The 18,852-nt window shown below is 64.3% G+C and carries 14 protein-coding genes and 2 tRNA genes; 9 read left to right on the forward strand and 7 right to left on the reverse strand.

What is annotated here, in order from left to right:
* The first annotated feature begins 544 nt into the window (after positions 1-544).
* Complete coding sequence (locus tag NK8_RS08330; RefSeq protein ID WP_014191659.1) at positions 545-1,291, forward strand: Crp/Fnr family transcriptional regulator; 747 nt, start codon at positions 545-547, stop codon at positions 1,289-1,291.
* Positions 1,292-1,325: 34 nt separating this feature from the next.
* Complete coding sequence (locus tag NK8_RS08335) at positions 1,326-2,747, forward strand: undecaprenyl-phosphate glucose phosphotransferase (RefSeq protein WP_225936246.1); 1,422 nt, start codon at positions 1,326-1,328, stop codon at positions 2,745-2,747.
* A gap of 78 nt (positions 2,748-2,825) precedes the next feature.
* Here the strand turns inward: NK8_RS08335 and rpiA are convergent, their stop codons facing one another.
* The 6 genes from rpiA to rnr form a co-directional block, all read right to left on the reverse strand.
* Entirely contained in the window at positions 2,826-3,515 is a 690-nt protein-coding gene (gene rpiA / locus NK8_RS08340; protein ID WP_213226043.1) for a ribose-5-phosphate isomerase RpiA, read from the reverse strand.
* A 65-nt stretch (positions 3,516-3,580) separates the two neighbouring features.
* On the reverse strand, positions 3,581-3,976 hold the full coding sequence (locus NK8_RS08345) for a SirB2 family protein (RefSeq protein ID WP_213226044.1): 396 nt from the start codon (positions 3,974-3,976) through the stop codon (positions 3,581-3,583).
* A gap of 13 nt (positions 3,977-3,989) precedes the next feature.
* Entirely contained in the window at positions 3,990-4,826 is an 837-nt protein-coding gene (locus tag NK8_RS08350; RefSeq protein WP_213228562.1) for an N-acetylmuramoyl-L-alanine amidase, read from the reverse strand.
* A 5-nt stretch (positions 4,827-4,831) separates the two neighbouring features.
* Entirely contained in the window at positions 4,832-5,782 is a 951-nt protein-coding gene (locus tag NK8_RS08355; RefSeq protein WP_213226045.1) for an HNH endonuclease, read from the reverse strand.
* Positions 5,783-5,816: 34 nt separating this feature from the next.
* Complete coding sequence (rlmB, locus tag NK8_RS08360; protein WP_213226046.1) at positions 5,817-6,560, reverse strand: 23S rRNA (guanosine(2251)-2'-O)-methyltransferase RlmB; 744 nt, start codon at positions 6,558-6,560, stop codon at positions 5,817-5,819.
* A 102-nt stretch (positions 6,561-6,662) separates the two neighbouring features.
* Positions 6,663-9,131, reverse strand: coding sequence for a ribonuclease R (gene rnr, locus NK8_RS08365; RefSeq protein WP_213226047.1), 2,469 nt, complete (start codon positions 9,129-9,131; stop codon positions 6,663-6,665).
* Positions 9,132-9,378: 247 nt separating this feature from the next.
* Here rnr and NK8_RS08370 point away from each other — a divergent pair.
* Positions 9,379-9,465: transfer RNA gene (locus NK8_RS08370), tRNA-Leu, on the forward strand.
* A gap of 137 nt (positions 9,466-9,602) precedes the next feature.
* Positions 9,603-9,689 (forward strand) — tRNA-Leu (locus NK8_RS08375).
* Between the two features lie 351 nt (positions 9,690-10,040).
* On the opposite strand, the gene NK8_RS08380 is transcribed toward NK8_RS08375, so the two are convergent.
* A complete protein-coding gene (locus NK8_RS08380; RefSeq protein WP_213228564.1) occupies positions 10,041-10,469 on the reverse strand; it encodes a hypothetical protein in 429 nt (142 codons plus the stop codon).
* A 365-nt stretch (positions 10,470-10,834) separates the two neighbouring features.
* Between NK8_RS08380 and NK8_RS08385 the strand changes: the two genes are divergently transcribed.
* The 5 genes from NK8_RS08385 to NK8_RS08405 all read left to right on the forward strand — a co-directional run bounded on the left by NK8_RS08385 (position 10,835) and on the right by NK8_RS08405 (position 18,840).
* Positions 10,835-13,327 (forward strand): acyl-CoA dehydrogenase, encoded by a 2,493-nt coding sequence (locus tag NK8_RS08385; RefSeq protein ID WP_213226048.1) that lies wholly within the window; start codon positions 10,835-10,837, stop codon positions 13,325-13,327.
* Between the two features lie 53 nt (positions 13,328-13,380).
* Positions 13,381-14,808, forward strand: a complete 1,428-nt coding sequence (locus NK8_RS08390) for a 3-oxoacyl-ACP reductase (protein ID WP_213226049.1) — start codon at positions 13,381-13,383, stop codon at positions 14,806-14,808.
* A gap of 14 nt (positions 14,809-14,822) precedes the next feature.
* Positions 14,823-15,728, forward strand: coding sequence for a MaoC/PaaZ C-terminal domain-containing protein (locus NK8_RS08395; protein ID WP_213226050.1), 906 nt, complete (start codon positions 14,823-14,825; stop codon positions 15,726-15,728).
* Positions 15,725-17,020 (forward strand): acetyl-CoA C-acetyltransferase, encoded by a 1,296-nt coding sequence (locus NK8_RS08400; protein ID WP_301549855.1) that lies wholly within the window; start codon positions 15,725-15,727, stop codon positions 17,018-17,020. Before NK8_RS08395 ends, NK8_RS08400 begins: the two co-directional genes overlap by 4 nt.
* Positions 17,021-17,085: 65 nt before the next feature.
* Complete coding sequence (locus tag NK8_RS08405; RefSeq protein ID WP_225936145.1) at positions 17,086-18,840, forward strand: AMP-binding protein; 1,755 nt, start codon at positions 17,086-17,088, stop codon at positions 18,838-18,840.
* Positions 18,841-18,852 lie beyond the last annotated feature (12 nt).

The following is an 18,852-nucleotide window of genomic DNA, read 5'->3' on the forward strand; positions in this document are numbered from 1 at the left end:
AGACTTGGAGCACAAGCCGCAAAGCCCCGCCCGGCAAGGCGTCGCGGGAAATCAAGGGCGCGCGGAAATAACGCGCGTTTGAAGCCCTGCGAAATGGATGGAACACGGATGAATCAATTTCCAATGTCCCTACGAAAGAAGGTGGGTTGTAGAGGGGATGTCGACCTGTGAGGCTTGTCGCACGGTGGTCAGAAACGACCAAACCTCCGTTCGGGGGGATTGCGCAGAGGAAACTCATCGGGGCACACAGGCATTCCTAAGACCACCAATGTTCAAGACTGAAACAAAAACGCTGCGCTGCGCTGCATCACGACAAGTACATCGGCTATGAGGTCCCGCCAGCATTGCGATTGCCCGCATTGGCATAGTCCTCGCTAATAGAGACCCGCAACCCGAATCAGCGCGAACAAAAAAACGGATTCAAGCGCGAACGGGCGGCTACGGGGCTGGTGTGAGGCTTCTTCGAAACGACATCTTTCGGAAACGCTCACCCAGTAAATAAAAATTGAAGCGCAACGCGCGAAGTCACGAGAGAGAACAAATCATGCTGACCCTCCAGTCCGACCTGCACGGCAATCACCTGCTCGGCGCACTTCCGGCGCACGAATGGCAAGCGCTCACACCGCATCTCGAACTCGTACAACTGCGCACCGAACAACTGCTGTGCGATTCGGGCCAACGCATTCATCACGTCTACTTCCCGACGACGGCGATCATCTCGCTGCTGCACACGATGGAAGACGGCGGCTCGGTCGAGATCGCCGCGGTGGGCCGCGAAGGCATGACGGGCGTGCCCGTGCTGACTGGTGGCGAGACCATGCCCACGCGCGTGCAGGTGCAGTGCCCTGGATTCGCCTATCGCATGAGCGCACAAGCCCTGCGCGAGCAATTCGGCCGCTCGGACTTCCTGCGCCGCCTGATGCTGCTCTATATGCAGGCGCTTCTCACGCAGGTCGCGCAGACGGCCGCATGCAATCGCCATCACTCACTGAACAAGCAACTTTGCCGCTGGTTGCTGATCGAAATCGATCGTACCGCGTCGAACGAGCTGCAAGTCACGCAGCAACTGATCGCCGATATGCTCGGCGTGCGCCGCGAAGGCGTGACCGAGGCGGCGGGCAAGCTGCACGACGCCGGCCTCATCCATCACAGCCGCGGCTGCATCAAGGTCGTGGATCGCGAGGGCCTGGAAGCACGCGCATGCGAGTGCTACGGGCTCGTCAAGCGGGAATTCGACCGACTACTCCCGCGTCTTCGAGCAACCGAGGCAGCATCGGCCTCAAGTGTCTAACCGGTTTGGATGAATGCAAGAAAAAAATCACGAATTGTTTGGCTGGCTGGCGCGCTTTCTGGATGTATGTCTGATCATTGCGGGCGGATTGATCGCGCATGACGTACGCTTTTCGTCGCTCGATTTCAGCGACATCGAAAGGCTGCTGATCGCGTTCAACTCCGCGCTCGCCCTTCTCCTCTTCCCCGCATTCGGCGTGTACGAAACCTGGCGTGGCAAGCCGCTCGCCATGATGCTGGCGCGCGTCACGCTCGCCTGGATGGCCGTGGTCGCGGCAGGTCTATTGCTCGCGTTCACGCTGCATCGCATGGATGCGGTGTCGCGCCTGTGGTTCGCCTATTCGACACTCATCTCCGGCGCGCTCATCGTCGCGGCGAAATGCGTCGTGTATACGGGTCTGCGCCTGATGCGCGGGCGCGGGCTCAATCAGCGCACCGTCGCCATCGTCGGCGCGCAGGGCTTTTCGCGCACCTTGCTCGCGCACCTGAGCAGCACGCCCGAGCAAGGCTTCACGCCCGTCTGCGTGCTCGACATGACCAGCGACGCGGAATTGCGAGCGACAGGCGCGGACGGCGTGGCCGCTCCGACGTCCGCAATCGGCATGGGAGGCAATCGTTTGCCCGTGCTGAACGATTTCGACGAACTCGTCGAGAAGGTGCGCGCCGAGGACATCAACGAAGTCTGGCTCGCGCTGCCGCTGTCGCAGGAGCACACGATCTATCGCTTCGTCCACGCGCTGCGTCACGACTTCGTGAATCTGCGGCTGATTCCGGACACGCGCAGCATCTCGCTCTTCAATCATTCGATGACCGATGTCGGCGGGCTCGCCACCATCAATCTGACGACGTCGCCCATCAACACGCTGCAAATGTGGCCGAAGCTGCTGTTCGACCGCCTTTTCGCGGCGACGGCGCTGCTCGCGCTCGCCCCGCTGCTGATCGCCATCGCGATTGCGGTGAAGGCGACGTCGAGCGGTCCGGTGTTCTTCACGCAGAACCGCAAGGGCGCGGACGGACGGCCGTTCCGCATCTACAAGTTCCGCTCGATGGCGGTGCATCAGGAAAACCACGGCAACGTCACGCAGGCGACGCGCAACGACCCGCGCGTGACGAAGGTCGGCGCGTTCCTGCGGCGCACGAGCCTCGACGAGCTGCCGCAGTTCCTGAACGTGCTGTTCGGGCACATGTCGGTGGTCGGGCCGCGCCCGCATGCGCTGGAGCACGACGACCTCTACAAGGATCTCGTCTACGGATACATGTTCCGCTACCGCATCAAGCCGGGCATCACGGGCTGGGCGCAGGTGAACGGCTATCGCGGCGCGACCGAGAAAGTCGAAAAGATGCAGAGCCGCGTGAAGTTCGACCTGTTCTATATCCACAACTGGTCGTTCTGGTTCGACATCAAGATCGTCGCGATGACGATGTTCAAGGGGTTCATCGGACGCAACGCGTATTGATCGACCCAGCAACGACAAAAGCCCGGCAACTCTGAACTGACCCGGCATCGCCGGGCTTTTGTCTTGTTCGCGTCCGGATTACTTGTAGTCGATCCGCTCGACGCCCGTCTCGGTGCCGAGCAGACAGATGTTCGCGCCGCGCGCGGCGAACAGCCCGACCGTCACGACACCCGGCCACGCGTTGATTTGCGCTTCGAGCGCGCGCGGATCGGTGATCGAGAGCCCTTTCACGTCGATGATCTCGTTGCCGTTGTCCGTGATGAACGGCGAGCCGTCCTTCGTCACGCGCACGATCGGCACGCCACCCAGCGCCGCGAGCTTGCGGCCGATCGCGGTGCGTGCCATCGGCACGACTTCGACGGGCAGCGGGAAAGCGCCCATCACCGGCACGCGCTTGCTCGCGTCCGCGATGCACACGAACACGTCCGCCACCGACGCGACGATTTTCTCGCGCGTGAGCGCGCCGCCGCCGCCCTTGATCATCGCGCCGCTCGCATCGATTTCGTCGGCGCCGTCGACGTAGATGGAGAGCGTTTCAATATCGTTCAGATCGAACACCTGAAAGCCGTGCGATTCGAGGCGCGCAGTGGTCGCGAGCGAACTCGACACCGCGCCGCGATAACGCGCTTTCGACTTCGCGATGGCGTCGATGAAGCAATTGGCCGTCGATCCGGTGCCGACGCCGATGATCGCGCCTTCCAGCACGGTCGCGTTCACGTAGTCGGCGGCGGCCTGGCCGACCAGTTGCTTGAGTTCGTCTTGAGTCATGGGTGCGGTGCTGCTTATGGAAGAAAACTGAGATTTTATCGGAGCGCGGCGGGCGGTCGCGCGGATCATGCAAACGCGCGCAGGAAACCGAGCGGATCGTGCGTGCGCGCGACCGACGCGATGAACGCGAACACGATGATCGCGATGATGCCGAAGGCGGCGCGCGCGCCCTTCGTGCGGCCACGCTTCAGCGCGAGCATGCCGAGCACGATATAGACGACGAGGCCCGCGATTTTCGCGCCGAGCCACGCGGCGTTCGCCGAAAAGCCGATGATCGCGACCAGTGCGATCGCGCTTGCGAGCAGCAGCGTGTCGACGATGTGCGGGAGGATTTTCGTGGCGCGCGCATTCAGGAGGCGCGAGTCCGTCAGCATCCAGATCCAGCGCAGCACGAAACCAGCGATGGAGAGGCCCGCGCAGGTCATGTGGAGCGCGCGCAGCGGCAGGAAATAGTCGCCCATGGCGGGTTCCTTCTTAATTGTCGATGTATTTGTCGAGCAAGGCCTGAGCGATGGCGTCGCTTTCGGCGTCGGCGTCGCCCGCGTAGTTCGACGGACGGAAGTGCATCTGGAAGGCGCTGAAGACGCGGCGCGTTTTGTCGTCGAGCACGCCGTCGGTGGCGACGTCGTAGCCGTAGCGCTTCAGCTTTTCCTGCAATGCGCGCACGTCGGATGGCGCGTTGGGATCGCGGCCGGCGAGGTGGGCGGCGACGGCGTCGGCGTCGGGCCAGGCGCCTACGCCGGCATCGTACAGCGCGCGCCAGGGAAAGAGCGGGCCTGGGTCGATCTTGCGTTGCGGCGCGATGTCGCTATGGCCGACGACGCGCGTCGGCGGGATGTGGTGACGCGCGACGATATCGCGCGAGAGTCTGATGAGGGCGTCGATTTGTGCGGGCGGGTACGGTTGCCATTTTTTTTCGCCGCCTTGCTCGCCGATCGGTCCGAGATTCACGTTCTCGATGCCGATCGAGGACGCGTTCAGTTCGGTCGCGCCTTGCCATGAGCTTACGCCGGCGTGCCAGGCGCGCTTGTCCTCGGGCACGAGCTGGTAGACGACCGGTTCGCCGTGTTCGACGCGCGGGGCATCGGGGACGATGTAGTGGACGCTGACCTGGTCGCCTGTGAGGACCTCGATCGAACGCGCTTCGTCGATTTCGGTGTAATGCATCACCAGGAAGCGGATGCGGGAGTCGGCGTTTTTGGCGTGGTGCTGGGTGTCGGCGAGGTAGGTGCCGCGGTCGATCTGGGTGGTGGTGCAGGCGGTGAGCGTGCACGCCAATATCGTTGCAGCCACGGTGAATGCCCTCTTCATGCCGATCACGATTGTCTTTCCCGGATCGATCTCACGTGCATCCAGTGAATCTGCAGCGCGTCGGGACTCGGTTGTTTCCGAGGATGCTTCGGCAAACGAAGCGAACGTCCTTCAAGCAAGGCATATTCACTTTCTCGCAACTCCCGAGCAATCGACACTTCGTAAGTCGCCGGATCGATCGCGATCAATGCGCGGTCGTAAAGGGTGTGCAAGTCGGCGCGCAGGAGGAGGCCATTCCGAACGTCGTTGGTTTCCGGGCCCATGTAGCCGCAAATGTGGGCGGCTTCGAGGACCGCTTCGACCGCACAATTCGTGAGCGCGCAACGGCGCTCGTACGCTTCGAGCAGTTCTTTCCGGAAAGCAGGCTGGCCTTGCCTTACGACGATGGACGCATTGATCCTTCGACGTGCGTCGTCAAGATTCGCCGGATCGAATGCGGTGACAATATCAACGGCTTGCCCGACTTGATCGATTGCTGGAGCGTCGTCTCCCGACGAATCAAATCCAGAACTCTTCAACTCGAAATAACCATCGCGCCAATGAGTCACAAACGCTAAGCCAAGAACTCGATACCGCGGCTGCGGCTTAGGCTTGACTTGGAGCAAAACCCCAACAGGAACGCCATCATTCATGCACGCCACTAGCCCGCGATTCGTGAACTGACTGTCGCGCTCAGCGGGATCGAGTTGCTCTTGGAAATATCGGTAAGTCCAAGAGCCATCGGACTCCATGATCGGCTCGTGATCAGCATACGGGCTATTGAGCGACTGCCGCACGCTCACTGCATAGTCGATGCCTTTTGGCTTATGAATACCTTTGGCTTTGTTGACGATGAAGGTCCCGTCCGGCAACGGCTTAGGCCATTCGACTTCTTGCCCTTCGAAGGTCTGAAACCATTGCAGAACGGCACGATGAGACGGAGCCAGCCGTTCGAGTGTTGTCTTGAGCGATGCCATGAAAAAGCTGCGACGAGTCCGATTCTAGTTACCCTTACTTCTTCACCGCCCTCTGCCTAACCGCCTCGAACAAACACACCCCACTCGCCACCGACACATTCAAACTCTCGACCGCTCCCGCCATCGGAATATTCATGACTTCGTCGCACGTCTCGCGCGTGAGCCTGCGCATGCCCTCGCCTTCCGCGCCGACGACGATCGCCACAGGACCGTCCAGCTTCGTCTCATAGAGCGAAGCCGTCGCCTCGCCCGCCGTCCCGATCACCCACACGCCCGCGTCCTTCAGCTCACGCAGCGCGCGCGCCAGATTCGTCACCGTGATGTACGGCACGCTTTCCGCCGCCCCGCTCGCCACCTTCGCCGCCGTCGCGTTCAGCCCCGCGGAGCGATCGCGCGGCGCGATCACCGCATGCGCGCCGGCCGCATCCGCGACGCGCAGGCACGCGCCGAGGTTATGCGGATCGGTGACGCCATCGAGCACCAGCAGCAAAGGCGTGCCCGAAATGCCATCGAGCAGTTCGGCGAGATTCTGCGCCAGCGGCAGATCGTTCGCGCGCGCGACGATGCCCTGATGCTGAATATTGCCCGCCAGCCCCCACAGCCGCGATTCATCCGCCGCGATCAGCCGCACGCCCGCTTCCTTCGCGGTCCGCAGAAAATCCTGCATGCGCCGATCCTTGCGCGTGGGGTCGTACAGCACCTCTTCGATCGACGATGCATCCGCGCGCAAACGCGCGGTCACTGCGTGAAATCCGTATAGAACCTTGAGACGTGACATGACTGATCCGAACCTTCGGTGAAAACTTGAAAAGCACGACGCGGTCCGAAGCACGAAGCATCGGACCGCGCGTAATGTGTGGCGACGGGAGTGCGTGCCGCCCTATCGTTTCTTGCGCGCCGGCCGCCCCTGCGACGCCGACTTCGACGCCGCCCCACGCTTCTTGGCCGCGCCGCCGCGCGGGTTCGCCGCGAGCGGCGCGCCCTTCTTGGTGCCGCCGCGCGCACGCGTGCTGGGCACGTCGTCATCGCCGAACGGGCGGATGCGCGGTCCCGCCGCACCGTTGCCGGCGCTCGCGGCATGCTCGCCCGCAACCGCCGCCGGACGCGGCGACGGCGGCTTCACCGGCGTATCGCGTACCAGCCGGAAGTCGATCTTGCGGGCATCGAGGTCGACGCGGCCCACCTGCACGCGCACGCGATCCGACATCCGGTAGCGGATGCCCGTGCGCTCGCCGCGCAACTCGTTCTTGATCTCGTCGTACTGGAAGTAGTCGGAGCCGAGCTCGGTCACGTGCACCAGCCCTTCGATGAACAGCGAATCCAGTTGCACGAAGATGCCGAACGACGTCACGCCGTTCACCATCCCGCCGTATTCCTCGCCGAGCTTGTCGCGCATGAAGTAGCACTTGAGCCACGCCTCGACATCGCGCGAGGCTTCGTCGGCGCGGCGTTCGTTCGACGAGCAATGCAGCCCGAGTTCTTCCCAGATCGCCACGCTGTTGCGCGCACGGCCGCGCGCGGTGTCATCGGCTTTCTGCAGCTCGCGGGCGGCTTTCGTGAGGCCGGTGCTGAGCGGCACGTCGTGACCGATGTCCGGCAGGTATTTCTTGCCCTGCAGGATCGCGTAGATAGCGCGGTGCGTCAGCAGATCGGGATAGCGCCGAATCGGGCTCGTGAAGTGCGCGTACGCTTCATACGCGAGTCCGAAGTGGCCGATGTTGTCGGGGCTGTACACCGCCTGCTGCATCGAGCGAAGCACCATAGACTGCAACATCTGCGCGTCGGGCCGGTCGCGAATCTGCGCGATGAGCGCGGCGTAGTCGCTCGCGTGCGGCTTGGCGCCGCCGGTCAGCGTCAGGCCGACGCCGCGCAGGAACGTGCGCAGGTTCTCGAGTTTCTCTTCCGTCGGGCCCGCGTGCACGCGATACAGGCCCGGGTGCTTGTTGCGCTTCAGGAAATCGGCCGCGCAGACGTTCGCGGCCAGCATGCATTCCTCGATCAGCCGGTGCGCGTCATTGCGATGGCGCGGCACGATCTGCTCGATCTTGCCCTGCGAGTTCACGACGATATACGTCTCCGTCGTGTCGAAGTCGATCGCGCCGCGCTTCTGGCGCGCCGCGTGCAGCGACTTGTACACGCCGTAGAGATTCTGCAGATGCGGCAGGATCTCGGCGCGCTTCGTCGCTTCCGGTCCCTTCGTGTTGGTGAGCACGGCCGCGACTTCGGTGTACGTGAGACGCGCTGACGAATGCATCACGCCCGGATAGAACTGGTACGCCTTGATCTCGCCGCGCGCGGTGATGACCATGTCGCATACGAGCACGCAGCGGTCGACGTCCGGATTCAGCGAGCACAGACCGTTCGACAGCTTCTCCGGCAGCATCGGGATCACGCGGCGCGGGAAGTACACCGACGTGCTGCGGTCGAGCGCATCGACATCGAGCGGCTCGCCCGGACTCACGTAATGCGACACGTCCGCGATGGCGACCAGCAGGCGATAACCCTGACCGCGCCCGACCGCGACCGGCTCGCAATACACGGCATCGTCGAAATCGCGGGCGTCCTCGCCGTCGATCGTGACGAGCGGCACGTCGCGCAGATCGACGCGATGGCGGATATCCACCGGACGCACTTCGTCGGGCAGTTTGGCGGCCGCGGCCAACGCGGCGTCGCTGAACTCATGCGGCACGCCGTATTTGCGCACCGCGATTTCGATCTCCATGCCGGGATCGTCGATATCGCCGATCACTTCGGCCACGCGCCCGAGCGGCTGCGAATGGCGGCTCGGGAAATCCGTCAGATCGACGGACACCACCTGGCCGACCTTCGCCTTCTTCGGATTCTGCGTGATCAGGATGTCGTGACCGATGCGCTTGTCTTCCGGCACCAGAATGAGCGCGCCGTTCTCGTTGACCAGGCGCCCGATCACGCGCTTGTTCGCGCGGTCCGTCACCTCGACGATATGTCCTTCGGGCCGCCCGCGCCGGTCATACCCGACGATGCGCGCAAGCACGCGATCGTTGTGCATGACCTTCTGCATTTCGCCGTTGGGCAGGAAGAGATCGTCCTGGCCGTCGTCGCGAATCAGGAAGCCGAAGCCGTCGCGATGCCCCTGCACGCGGCCCGCGACAAAATTCGACGGATGCGTGAGTTGATAGTGGCCGCGCTTGTCGAGGCGGATCTGCCCGTCGCGTTCCATCGCCGCCAGTCGCTTGAAAAATCCTTCGCGCTCCTGGCGCTTGATCGACAGCGCCTCGGCGATGTCGTTCGCGGCATGCGGTGTCTCGCTCGTGCGCAACACGCCGAGAATTTCTTCGCGGCTCGGAATCGGATACGGATATTTGCTCAAGGGCGTAGTCGTGATTTTTCTCGTTGGACGGGACTTTTGCGGTGCTTTGCAACCAAATAATGCGGCCATCGTTGCGGGCCATTCTAACACCCGTCTTTTAGACGCCACGGGGCTTGCGGGCAGATGCGGCGCCGCGCGGGCGTCTTCACGTGCGCTGCATCGAAACGCTTGACACCGGCTCTGGACTCGCTATAATGTCGTTCTTTGCTGCTGAACGCAAAGCGAAATTGCAGCAAAACGCACCCTTGCCCAGGTGGCGGAATTGGTAGACGCACTAGGTTCAGGTCCTAGCGGTGGCAACACCGTGGAGGTTCGAGTCCTCTCTTGGGCACCAGATGTTCGGAAAAGCCACCTTCGGGTGGCTTTTTCTTTTTGTGCGGAGACCGTGCGTTTGTTTAAGACGAGTCGTATGACTTTTCGATTGACACGGCGCCCGTTCCCGCTAGAATAGCGGGCTCGCTGTACCCCTTGGCCCAGGTGGCGGAATTGGTAGACGCACTAGGTTCAGGTCCTAGCGGTGGCAACACCGTGGAGGTTCGAGTCCTCTCCTGGGCACCAAGGTCCCTCTTTCGCGAAACGCTCATTCGGGCGCGTCGCACGCAAAAACCCCACGCATTGTCGTGGGGTTTTTTGTTTTGCGCCGTCCTTTTCTCCCGCCTCCTTCGAGATGCCTGCCCGGCCTCGCGACATGCGAGACCAGACCAGAGATACGCACCTCCCGCTCTTAAAAAAGTTGATATTTAGCTCCGTCAGGTAAACACATTTATTTAGGAACGCTTATCCTCCTGATGCCCTTTTCCAGCGCAGAAATTTTCTGCCGAAAGAAGATTTCTGTAGATTCTCGATCGCCGCGGGAGAGTCCGTCAACTCAACCACGACGCCGCGCCGGCTGGCGATCGTTGCCTGTCGCTACTCATGTCCATTCCCCTCGAACGTCAGCAGACGAATCAGTTGCAGAAGGTCGTGAGGGTCGATGACGCCGGTCGCACATTGCCAGACATCGAGCAACCAGCGCATCGTGATGTCGGACATGCCGAGCTCGCGTTGAATAGCCGAAGCAGACACGTCTCGTTCCAGAAAAACCAGCGCCAGATACATGGCGAGCTGCGTCGGCTCACCGCGGCTGTCCAGGTACACGCCATCTTCCTTGCGCGCGTTCGACTCCCGGAGTCGCCTCAGCATTTCGATATCCAGCGGGACATACAGGTATTGCACTTCCCCGGTGGAACGGATCAGCAAATAGAGCATGTCGCCTTCGAGATGCGCCCAATCCGGAACGTCGAGTTCTTCAGGTATCGCGCCTAAATTTAGCCTGACTAATTGATCTCTTGTCTCCACTTCCAAATATGCTCCTTTGGCCACCATGCGCGTGGCAGGTGGTCGCAACAAGAAGCCCCGTGTTGTGACTCGCTGTGGGGTATCCGGCCGAGGTTCTTCCACAGCACCCTTTGACGACCCCGCTCACGCGGGGGAGTCAAGATTTCGCTCGGTTTCCATTGTTTAGTTACCCGAACTAATCATTACTTTTAATCTGTTTCGATATTCTTTGAAAGAATAGCTCCCGCATAGTGGGCGATGAAGTGGATACGTCTTAAAGCGGACGACTTCCGAAGAATGGCTCTAGACGGCTTACAGGCACGATCTCAACCCGAAACTCGTGGCACGATGCGTGCTTCGAGTTTGCAAACGTCGGAGAACCCGTGATGCCCGCCCTTTATGTCATCGCCTTCTTCCTGCTCGCCGGTACGCTCACGTTCCTGCAGGCACCCGCATTCGCGTGGTTCGCCGCGCTTGCGATCTGGATCGCCGTCGGCCCGGTCATCGGCGTGACGGGCGCGATCGGCGTCACGCTGCTCGCAATCGTCTTCGCGCTTCCGGCGCTCGCGCTCGCCATCAAGCCGCTACGCCGCGCGCTGATCAGCCATCGCGTGCTCGGCATGTTTCGCACGATGCTGCCGGAGATGTCGTCGACCGAGCGCGATGCGATCGAAGCCGGCACGGTGTGGTGGGACGCCGAACTCTTCTCTGGCCGGCCGCGCTGGGACGCCCTGCTCGACCATGGCGCGCCGAAGCTGACTCAGGAAGAACAAAGCTTCATCGATAACGAATGCGCGCGCCTGTGCGAGTTGTCGAACGACTGGGACACGACCGCGATCTGGCAGGACCTCTCGCCGCAAGCATGGGCCTACGTCAAGGCGCAGGGCTTTCTCGGCATGATTATCCCGAAGCAGTACGGCGGAAAAGCGTTCTCCGCGTATGCCCATTCACAGGTCATCATGAAGCTCGCGACGCATTCGTCGGCGGCGGCCGTATCGGTCATGGTGCCGAATTCGCTCGGGCCCGCCGAACTGCTGCTGCACTACGGCACCGACGAACAGAAGAGTCACTATCTGCCGCGTCTCGCGCGCGGCGACGAAATCCCGTGCTTCGCGCTGACGAGCCCGTACGCCGGATCGGACGCGGCGGCGATTCCGGACACGGGCATCGTGTGCCGCGGCGTGCACGAGGGCCGCGAGACGCTCGGTTTTCGCGTCACGTGGGAGAAGCGCTACATCACGCTCGGGCCGATTGCGACGGTGCTCGGTCTCGCCTTTCGCGCGCTCGATCCCGACCATCTGCTCGGCGATGACGAAGCCCCCGGCATCACCTGCGCGCTCATTCCGACGAACCATCCCGGCGTAAATATCGGGCGGCGGCACTGGCCGCTCAACGCGGTGTTCCAGAACGGCCCGAACTGGGGCAAGGATGTATTCATTCCGATGGACTGGGTCATCGGCGGGCGCGCCCAAGTCGGCAATGGCTGGCGTATGCTGATGGAATGTCTCGCCGCCGGACGCGCGATCTCGCTGCCATCGTCGAACGTCGGCATGGCAAAGCTCGCCGTGCGCGGCACGGGCGCCTATGCCGCCGCGCGCCGCCAGTTCCGCACCTCGATCGGACGCTTCGAAGGCATTCAGGAAGCGCTCGGACGAATGGGCGGCAACCTCTATGTGATGGACGCGGCGCGACGGCTGTCCGCGCAGGCCGTCGATCTCGGCGAGAAGCCCTCGGTCATCTCGGCGATCGCGAAGTATCACATCACGGAACGCGCGCGCAAGGTGATCAACGACGGCATGGACGTCGTCGCAGGCAAGGGCATCTGCATGGGGCCGTCGAACTTTCTGGCGCGCGCGTATCAGCAGATGCCAATCTCGATCACCGTCGAAGGCGCGAACATCCTGACGCGCTGCCTGATCATCTTCGGACAGGGCGCGATCCGCTGTCATCCCTACGTGCTCAAGGAAATGGCCGCGACGCGCGAAAACGACCTTCGCGCATTCGACGACGCCTTCTTCGGCCACGCGAGCTTTCTCGCCTCCAACGCGATGCGCAGTTTCGTGTATGCATTCGGCGGCGGCGCGCTCACACGCAAGCCCGTGCGCGCCGATGCGCGTCTTCTGCCCTATTACCGCGCCGCCACGCGCCTGTCGAGCGCGTTTGCGTTGTTCGCCGATGTCTCGATGCTCACGCTCGGCGGCGAGCTCAAACGTCGCGAGCGGCTTTCGGCGCGGCTCGGCGACATCCTCTCGCAGTTGTACCTGCTGTCCGCGACGCTCAAGCGTTTCGAGGACGACGGCCGCCGCGAAAGCGACCTGCCGCTCGTGCGCTGGGGCGCCGAAGACGCGCTGTACCAGGCGCGCGCCGCGTTCGACGGCCTGCTTGCGAACTATCCGAACCGCGCGGCGGCGGGTTTCCTGCGCGCGATCGCGTTCCCGTTCGGCCTGCCGCACGCGCCCAGCGCCGATGCCCTCGGCAACGCCGTCGCGATGTTGCTGCAAACGCCCGGCGAAGCGCGCGAGCGGCTCGTCGCGGGTTCGCACGTTTCGGCATTCGAAAACGACCCGATCGCACGCGGCGAAAAGCTTCTCGCGCTCACGCCCGCCGTCGCGGCGCTGGAGGCGCGTCTGCGCGACGCCGTCAAAGCGGGCCAGAGCGCCCCGCTGCCGCAAAGCCCGCAAGACGTCGCAGCGTGGGCGGACACGGCCGCCGCGCGCGGTCTGATCGACGAAAACGAGCGCGCGCTGCTGGGCGAATGGGCCGTCCATGCGCGCGAAGCGGTGAAAGTCGATGATTTTTCCGCAGACTTCGGTATCCTCGAAGCATTGCAAAAGCGCAGCGACGCGCTCGAGCGGACATTGCCCGAAACTATCGCCTGAGCACGCAGGCGTCCAGGCCCCGCCGCGCGCGCCCTTCGACCGATCGCCAATCGATGAAAGACCGCTATCTCGACTTCGTCAATTCGCCCTTCGGCACGAGCATCGCACGCTCGCTCGGCCTGCCGCGTCCCGAACCATTGCGCCGCCATCGCGCGGATCACGCCGAATTCGGCGGCATGGCGGCCATCGGCGCGGGGCCGTCGCCGGCGCTCTTCGATGACCTGATGGCCGTATTGTCCGGCATCGGCATGACGGGCGTCGCGCACGAGAGCGCGTCCGGCTGGCTGCCCGTCGCCGCCCGTCACGGCGCGATGAGCGGCCGCTTCGAGCCGCGCGCACGCGACGCGCTCGCCACCGACCGCGTGCAGGCCCTGATCTTCGACGCGACCGGCATCGACGACAGCGGCCAGTTGCATTCCCTGTACGCCTTCTTCCACGACGCGCTGCGCTCGCTCGCGAAGAACGGGCGCATCGTCGTCATCGGGCGGCCGCCCGCCACGCGCGCGGACGTCGCGTCCGCCACCGCGCAGCACGCGCTCGAAGGCATGGTCCGCTCGCTCGGCAAGGAAGCGCGCAACGGCATCACCTCGAACCTGCTGCGCGTGGCCGATGGCGCGGACTTCGAATCCGCGCTGCGCTTTTTCCTGTCGCCGCGCTCGGCGTATGTGTCGGGTCAGGTCGTGACCATCGACGCGCCCGCCAGCGCCCCGGCGAGCTGGGCAAAGCCGCTCGCGGGCAAGCGCGCGCTCGTGACGGGCGCGGCGCGCGGCATCGGCGCGTCGATCGCGGCGGTGCTGGCCGAGCACGGCGCGATCGTCACCGGCCTCGATGTCGACGCCGTGCGCGACGCGCTCGATCAGACCATGCTGTCGATCGAAGACGCATCGCCGTCGGACGGCGCGCATGCGGCGCTCGTCGCGGATATCGCCGCGCCCGAAGCGCCCGCCGACATCGCCGCCGCGCTCATCGCGTCGGGTGGCATCGATATCGTCGTGCACAACGCGGGCATCACGCGCGACAAGACCATCGCGCGCATGAGCCCGGACATGTGGGACAGCGTGATCGACATCAATCTGCTGGCGCAGGCGCGCATCGACGATGTCCTGCTCGCGCAGAACGTGTTGCGCGAGCAAGGCCGCATCGTCGCGGTGTCGTCGATCAGCGGCATCGCGGGCAATCGCGGACAGACCAACTACGCGACCTCGAAGGCCGGCGTGATCGGCCGCGTGCACGCGATGGCGCCGCTCTTGCGCGCGCGCGGCATCACGATCAATGCGGTCGCGCCGGGCTTCATCGAGACGCACATGACCGCGCGCATGCCCTTCGGCGTACGCGAGGCCGGCAGACGGCTCAATTCGATGGGACAAGGCGGCTTGCCCGTCGATGTCGCCGAAACCGTCGCGTGGCTCGCGAGCCCGGGCAGCGCGGGCATCACGGGCAACGTGGTGCGCGTGTGCGGCCAAAGCCTGATCGGCGCGTGAGGAGACCCGTCCCCATGCATGCACCGACCATGCCGCGCGCCCGCACCGTCGTCATCGATACGCTGCCGCCGCCCGCGAAACTCTATGGCCGCGCGCTACCGGCGCTGTTCCGGCGCGCGCGTGCGCCGGAGCTGCCCGCGCTCAGGCTCGTGCGCCCGGATGTGAAGCTCGACGCGGAGCAGATCGGCCGCTATGCGCGCGTGTGCGGGTTCATCCCCGAGCACGGCGTGCCGCTCACCTTTCCGCACGTGCTCGCGTTTCCCTTGCATCTGATGATGCTCACGGACCCGTCGTTTCCGTGGTCCGCGCTCGGCGTCGTGCATCTGTCCAACAGTGTGCGGCTGCGGCGTCCGCTCGCGGCGGGCCAGGGCTTGCGCATCGAAGTGGAATGCGGGCCGCTGATGCCGCATCAGAAAGGCCAGGCGTTCACGCTGCATACGCGCATCTACCGGCGCGGCGAAGCGGTGTGGGACGGCGACAGCGTCTATCTGAAACGCGGCGTGCGCAGCGAAGCCACCGCGCCGTCGATCGAGATAGCCGATGCTACTGACACGCCCGCGCCGCTCTTCGCCCGCGAAGCGCGCTGGCAGCTTCCGCCGCAACTCGGGCGCGATTACGCGAAGGCATCGGGCGATTTCAATCCGATTCATCTGCACATGCTGAGCGCGAAAGCGTTCGGCTTTCCGCGCGCGATCGCGCACGGCATGTGGACGCTCGCGCGTACGCTCGCGGCGCTGCATCCGGTCAAGGCGCTCGCGTCCGGGTATGCACAGGGCGATTTCAAATCGCCGCTCTATCTGCCCGGCGATGCGACCTTCTGGACCGCTGCGCCCTCGCCCACCGCGCGCGACTTCGAAGTGCGCAATCTCGCGGGCGACCGGGCGCATCTGCGCGGCCATTTCGAATGGGAGCTGCCATGAGCGAAGTTCGTCGCGTCGCGATCGTCGGCAGCAACCGCATTCCGTTCGCGCGCTCGAACACGGCATACGCCAGCGCGTCGAATCAGGACATGCTGAGCTTCGCGCTGCAGGGGCTCGTCGATCGCTTCGAGCTTCACGGCATGCGACTGGGCGAAGTGGCGGCGGGCGCGGTCGTCAAGCACTCGCGCGACTTCAACCTGACGCGCGAAGCCGCGCTCTCGACCACGCTGGCGAAGGAAACGCCCGCCTACGACGTGCAGCAGGCCTGCGGCACCGGCCTCGAAACCGCCATTCTCGTCGCGAACAAGATCGCCCTCGGGCAGATCGAGGTGGGCATCGCGGGCGGCGTCGATACCGCGTCGGATGCGCCCATCGCCGTGAACGAGCGCATGCGCAAGATCCTGCTCGAAGCGAATCGCGGCCGCTCGGCGGGCGCGCGCGTGGGCGCGCTCGCGAAGCTGCGGCCCGGCATGTTCTTCAGGCCGCTGTTGCCGCGCAACGCGGAACCGCGCACCGGCCTCTCGATGGGCGAGCACTGCGAGCTGATGGCCAAACGCTGGAAGATTTCGCGCGAGGCGCAGGACGCGCTCGCGCAGGAAAGCCATCGCAAGCTGGCGGCCGCATATGGGCGCGGTTTCCTCAACGATCTGATGACGCCCTATCGAGGCCTCGCGCGCGACAACACGCTGCGTCCCGATGTGTCGCTCGATCAGTTGTCGCAACTGACGCCCGTCTTCGATCGCGACGCCGGCACACTCACCGCGGGCAACTCGACGCCGCTCACCGACGGCGCATCGGCGGTGCTGCTCGCGTCCGAGCAATGGGCCGCCGAACGCGGGCTGCCGGTGCAGGCGTTCCTGACGTTCTCCGCGACCGCCGCCGTCGATTTCTTCGACAAGCGCGAAGGCCTTCTGATGGCGCCCGCCTATGCGGTGCCGTCGATGCTCGCGCGCGCCGGGCTCGCGTTACAGGACTTCGATTTCTACGAGATCCACGAAGCGTTCGCGGCGCAGGTGCTGTGCACGCTCGCCGCGTGGGAAGACGACGAATACTGCCGCATCGCGCTCGGACTCGACGGCCCGCTCGGTTCGATCGACCGCGCGCGCCTGAACGTGAACGGCAGCTCGCTCGCGACCGGCCATCCGTTCGCCGCGACGGGCGGACGTATCGTCGGGACGCTGGCGAAGATGCTGGCGAAAGCGCCCGGACGCAGCGACGGCAAACCGTTGCGCGGACTGATCTCGATCTGCGCGGCGGGCGGCCAGGGCGTCGTCGCGATACTGGAGCGGTAAGCGGCAGAAGTGAAAGAATAAGGCGCGCCATCGACGAACACGCGCGGCGCCAACGGAGACACCACATGAGCCCGGGACAGGCAGCGCCGCGCGAGGCTTCGGAGCCGCACGCGACCGACGGCATCTGGTACGCGTCGTATCCGCCGGAGGTCGCGCGCGAGATCGACCCTTTGCGCTATCGATCGCTCGCGCATTTCTTCGACGAGTGCGTCGAGCGGTTTGCCGATCGCGTCGCGTTCGTGAGCCTCGGCTCCGAGATGACGTTCACCGCGCTCGGCAAGAAGGCCCACGCATTCGCGTCGTATCTGCAGGGCATCGGCGTGAAGCCCGGCGACCGCGTCGCGCTGATGATGCCCAACGCGCTCGTCTATCCCGTCGCGCTCTTCGGCACGCTGATCGCGGGCGCGATCGTCGTGAACGTGAATCCGCTCTACACGGTGCGCGAGCTCAGTCATCAACTGAAGGACAGCGGCGCGCAGACTGTCGTCGTGCTCGACAGATTCGCGAAGACCGTGCAGGACGCGCAACCGGGCACGCGCGTGAGGAACGTCATCGTGACCGGACTCGGCGATCTGCTCGGACACGGGCTCAATCTGAAAGGCCGCACCATCGATCTGTTGCTGCGGCACGTTAAGAAGCAGGTGCCCGCCTACGCGCTGCCCGATGCCGTGCGCCTGCCGCTCGCGCTCGCGCGCGGCGCGCGGCAGAAGTTCGAGCCGGTGCGAGTCGGTCACGGCGACATCGCGTTCATTCAATACACCGGCGGCACGACCGGCGTCGCGAAGGGCGCGATGCTCACGCATCGCAACGTGATCGCCAATCTGTTGCAGGCGCTCGCGTGGGCGGGCGGACGGCTCGTCGATGGCGAAGAGACCATCGTGACGCCGTTGCCGCTCTATCACATCTATTCGCTGACCGTGAACGCGCTCGCGTTTCTCGCGATCGGCGCGCGCAATGTGCTGATCGTCAATCCGCGCGACATCGACTCTCTGTTGCGCGCGCTGCGTCACGAAAACTTCACGGCGATCACCGCGCTCAACACGCTCTACAGCGCGCTGATGGACCACGACGCCTTCCGCCGGCGCGACTTCTCCGCGCTCAAGCTCGCAATGGCGGGCGGCATGGCGACACAGCGCGTCGTCGCCGAGCGCTTCAGGGCGATGACGGGCCAGACGCTCGTCGAAGGCTACGGCCTCACCGAATGCTCGCCGCTCGTCTGCGCGACGCCGGTCGTCGACATGCACGGCGGCAGCGAATTCGACGGCACGATCGGCGTGCCGGTGCCGTCCACGCTCGTGCGCCTGCGCCGCGAGGACGGCGCGTGGGCGAACATCGACGAACCCGGCGAGCTGTGCGTGCAGGGCCCGCAAGTGATGAAAGGCTACTGGAACCGTCCCGAGGACACCGCGAAAAACATCGACGCGAATGGCTGGCTCGCGACCGGCGACATTGGCGTGATGAATGCGCGTGGCATCATCCGGCTCATCGATCGCAAGAAGGACATGATGATCGTCTCGGGCTTCAACGTGTATCCGAACGAGATCGAGGACGTGCTCGCCGCGCATCCGAAAGTGCGCGCGGTGGCGGTCATCGGCGTGCCCGATCCGGTGACGGGCGAGCGCGTGAAGGCGTTCGTCGTGCGGCGCGATGAAACGCTTACAGTGGAAGAACTGCTGAAGTTCGCCCGTTTACACCTGACCGGCTACAAGGTGCCATCCTACGTCGAATTTCGCGACACCTTGCCGCTCACGACCATCGGCAAGGTGCTCCGGCGCGAGTTGCGCGAAGACGGGTCGATACCACGGAAATCGCAGGACTGACCTTCGGAGATG

The organism is Caballeronia sp. NK8 (assembly GCF_018408855.1).
In the GTDB taxonomy this organism is placed as follows: domain Bacteria; phylum Pseudomonadota; class Gammaproteobacteria; order Burkholderiales; family Burkholderiaceae; genus Caballeronia.

Bases quoted from the DNA above. Each gene is read 5' to 3' on its own strand.
- NK8_RS08400 (WP_301549855.1), top strand. From the start codon at position 15,725: ATGAGCGAAGTTCGTCGCGTCGCGATCGTCGGCAGCAACCGCATTCCG.
- NK8_RS08345 (WP_213226044.1), bottom strand. From the start codon at position 3,976: ATGGGCGACTATTTCCTGCCGCTGCGCGCGCTCCACATGACCTGCGCG.
- NK8_RS08405 (WP_225936145.1), top strand. From the start codon at position 17,086: ATGAGCCCGGGACAGGCAGCGCCGCGCGAGGCTTCGGAGCCGCACGCG.
- rlmB (WP_213226046.1), bottom strand. From the start codon at position 6,560: ATGTCACGTCTCAAGGTTCTATACGGATTTCACGCAGTGACCGCGCGT.
- NK8_RS08355 (WP_213226045.1), bottom strand. From the start codon at position 5,782: ATGGCATCGCTCAAGACAACACTCGAACGGCTGGCTCCGTCTCATCGT.
- NK8_RS08385 (WP_213226048.1), top strand. From the start codon at position 10,835: ATGCCCGCCCTTTATGTCATCGCCTTCTTCCTGCTCGCCGGTACGCTC.
- NK8_RS08350 (WP_213228562.1), bottom strand. From the start codon at position 4,826: ATGAAGAGGGCATTCACCGTGGCTGCAACGATATTGGCGTGCACGCTC.
- NK8_RS08330 (WP_014191659.1), top strand. From the start codon at position 545: ATGCTGACCCTCCAGTCCGACCTGCACGGCAATCACCTGCTCGGCGCA.
- rpiA (WP_213226043.1), bottom strand. From the start codon at position 3,515: ATGACTCAAGACGAACTCAAGCAACTGGTCGGCCAGGCCGCCGCCGAC.
- NK8_RS08395 (WP_213226050.1), top strand. From the start codon at position 14,823: ATGCATGCACCGACCATGCCGCGCGCCCGCACCGTCGTCATCGATACG.
- NK8_RS08390 (WP_213226049.1), top strand. From the start codon at position 13,381: ATGAAAGACCGCTATCTCGACTTCGTCAATTCGCCCTTCGGCACGAGC.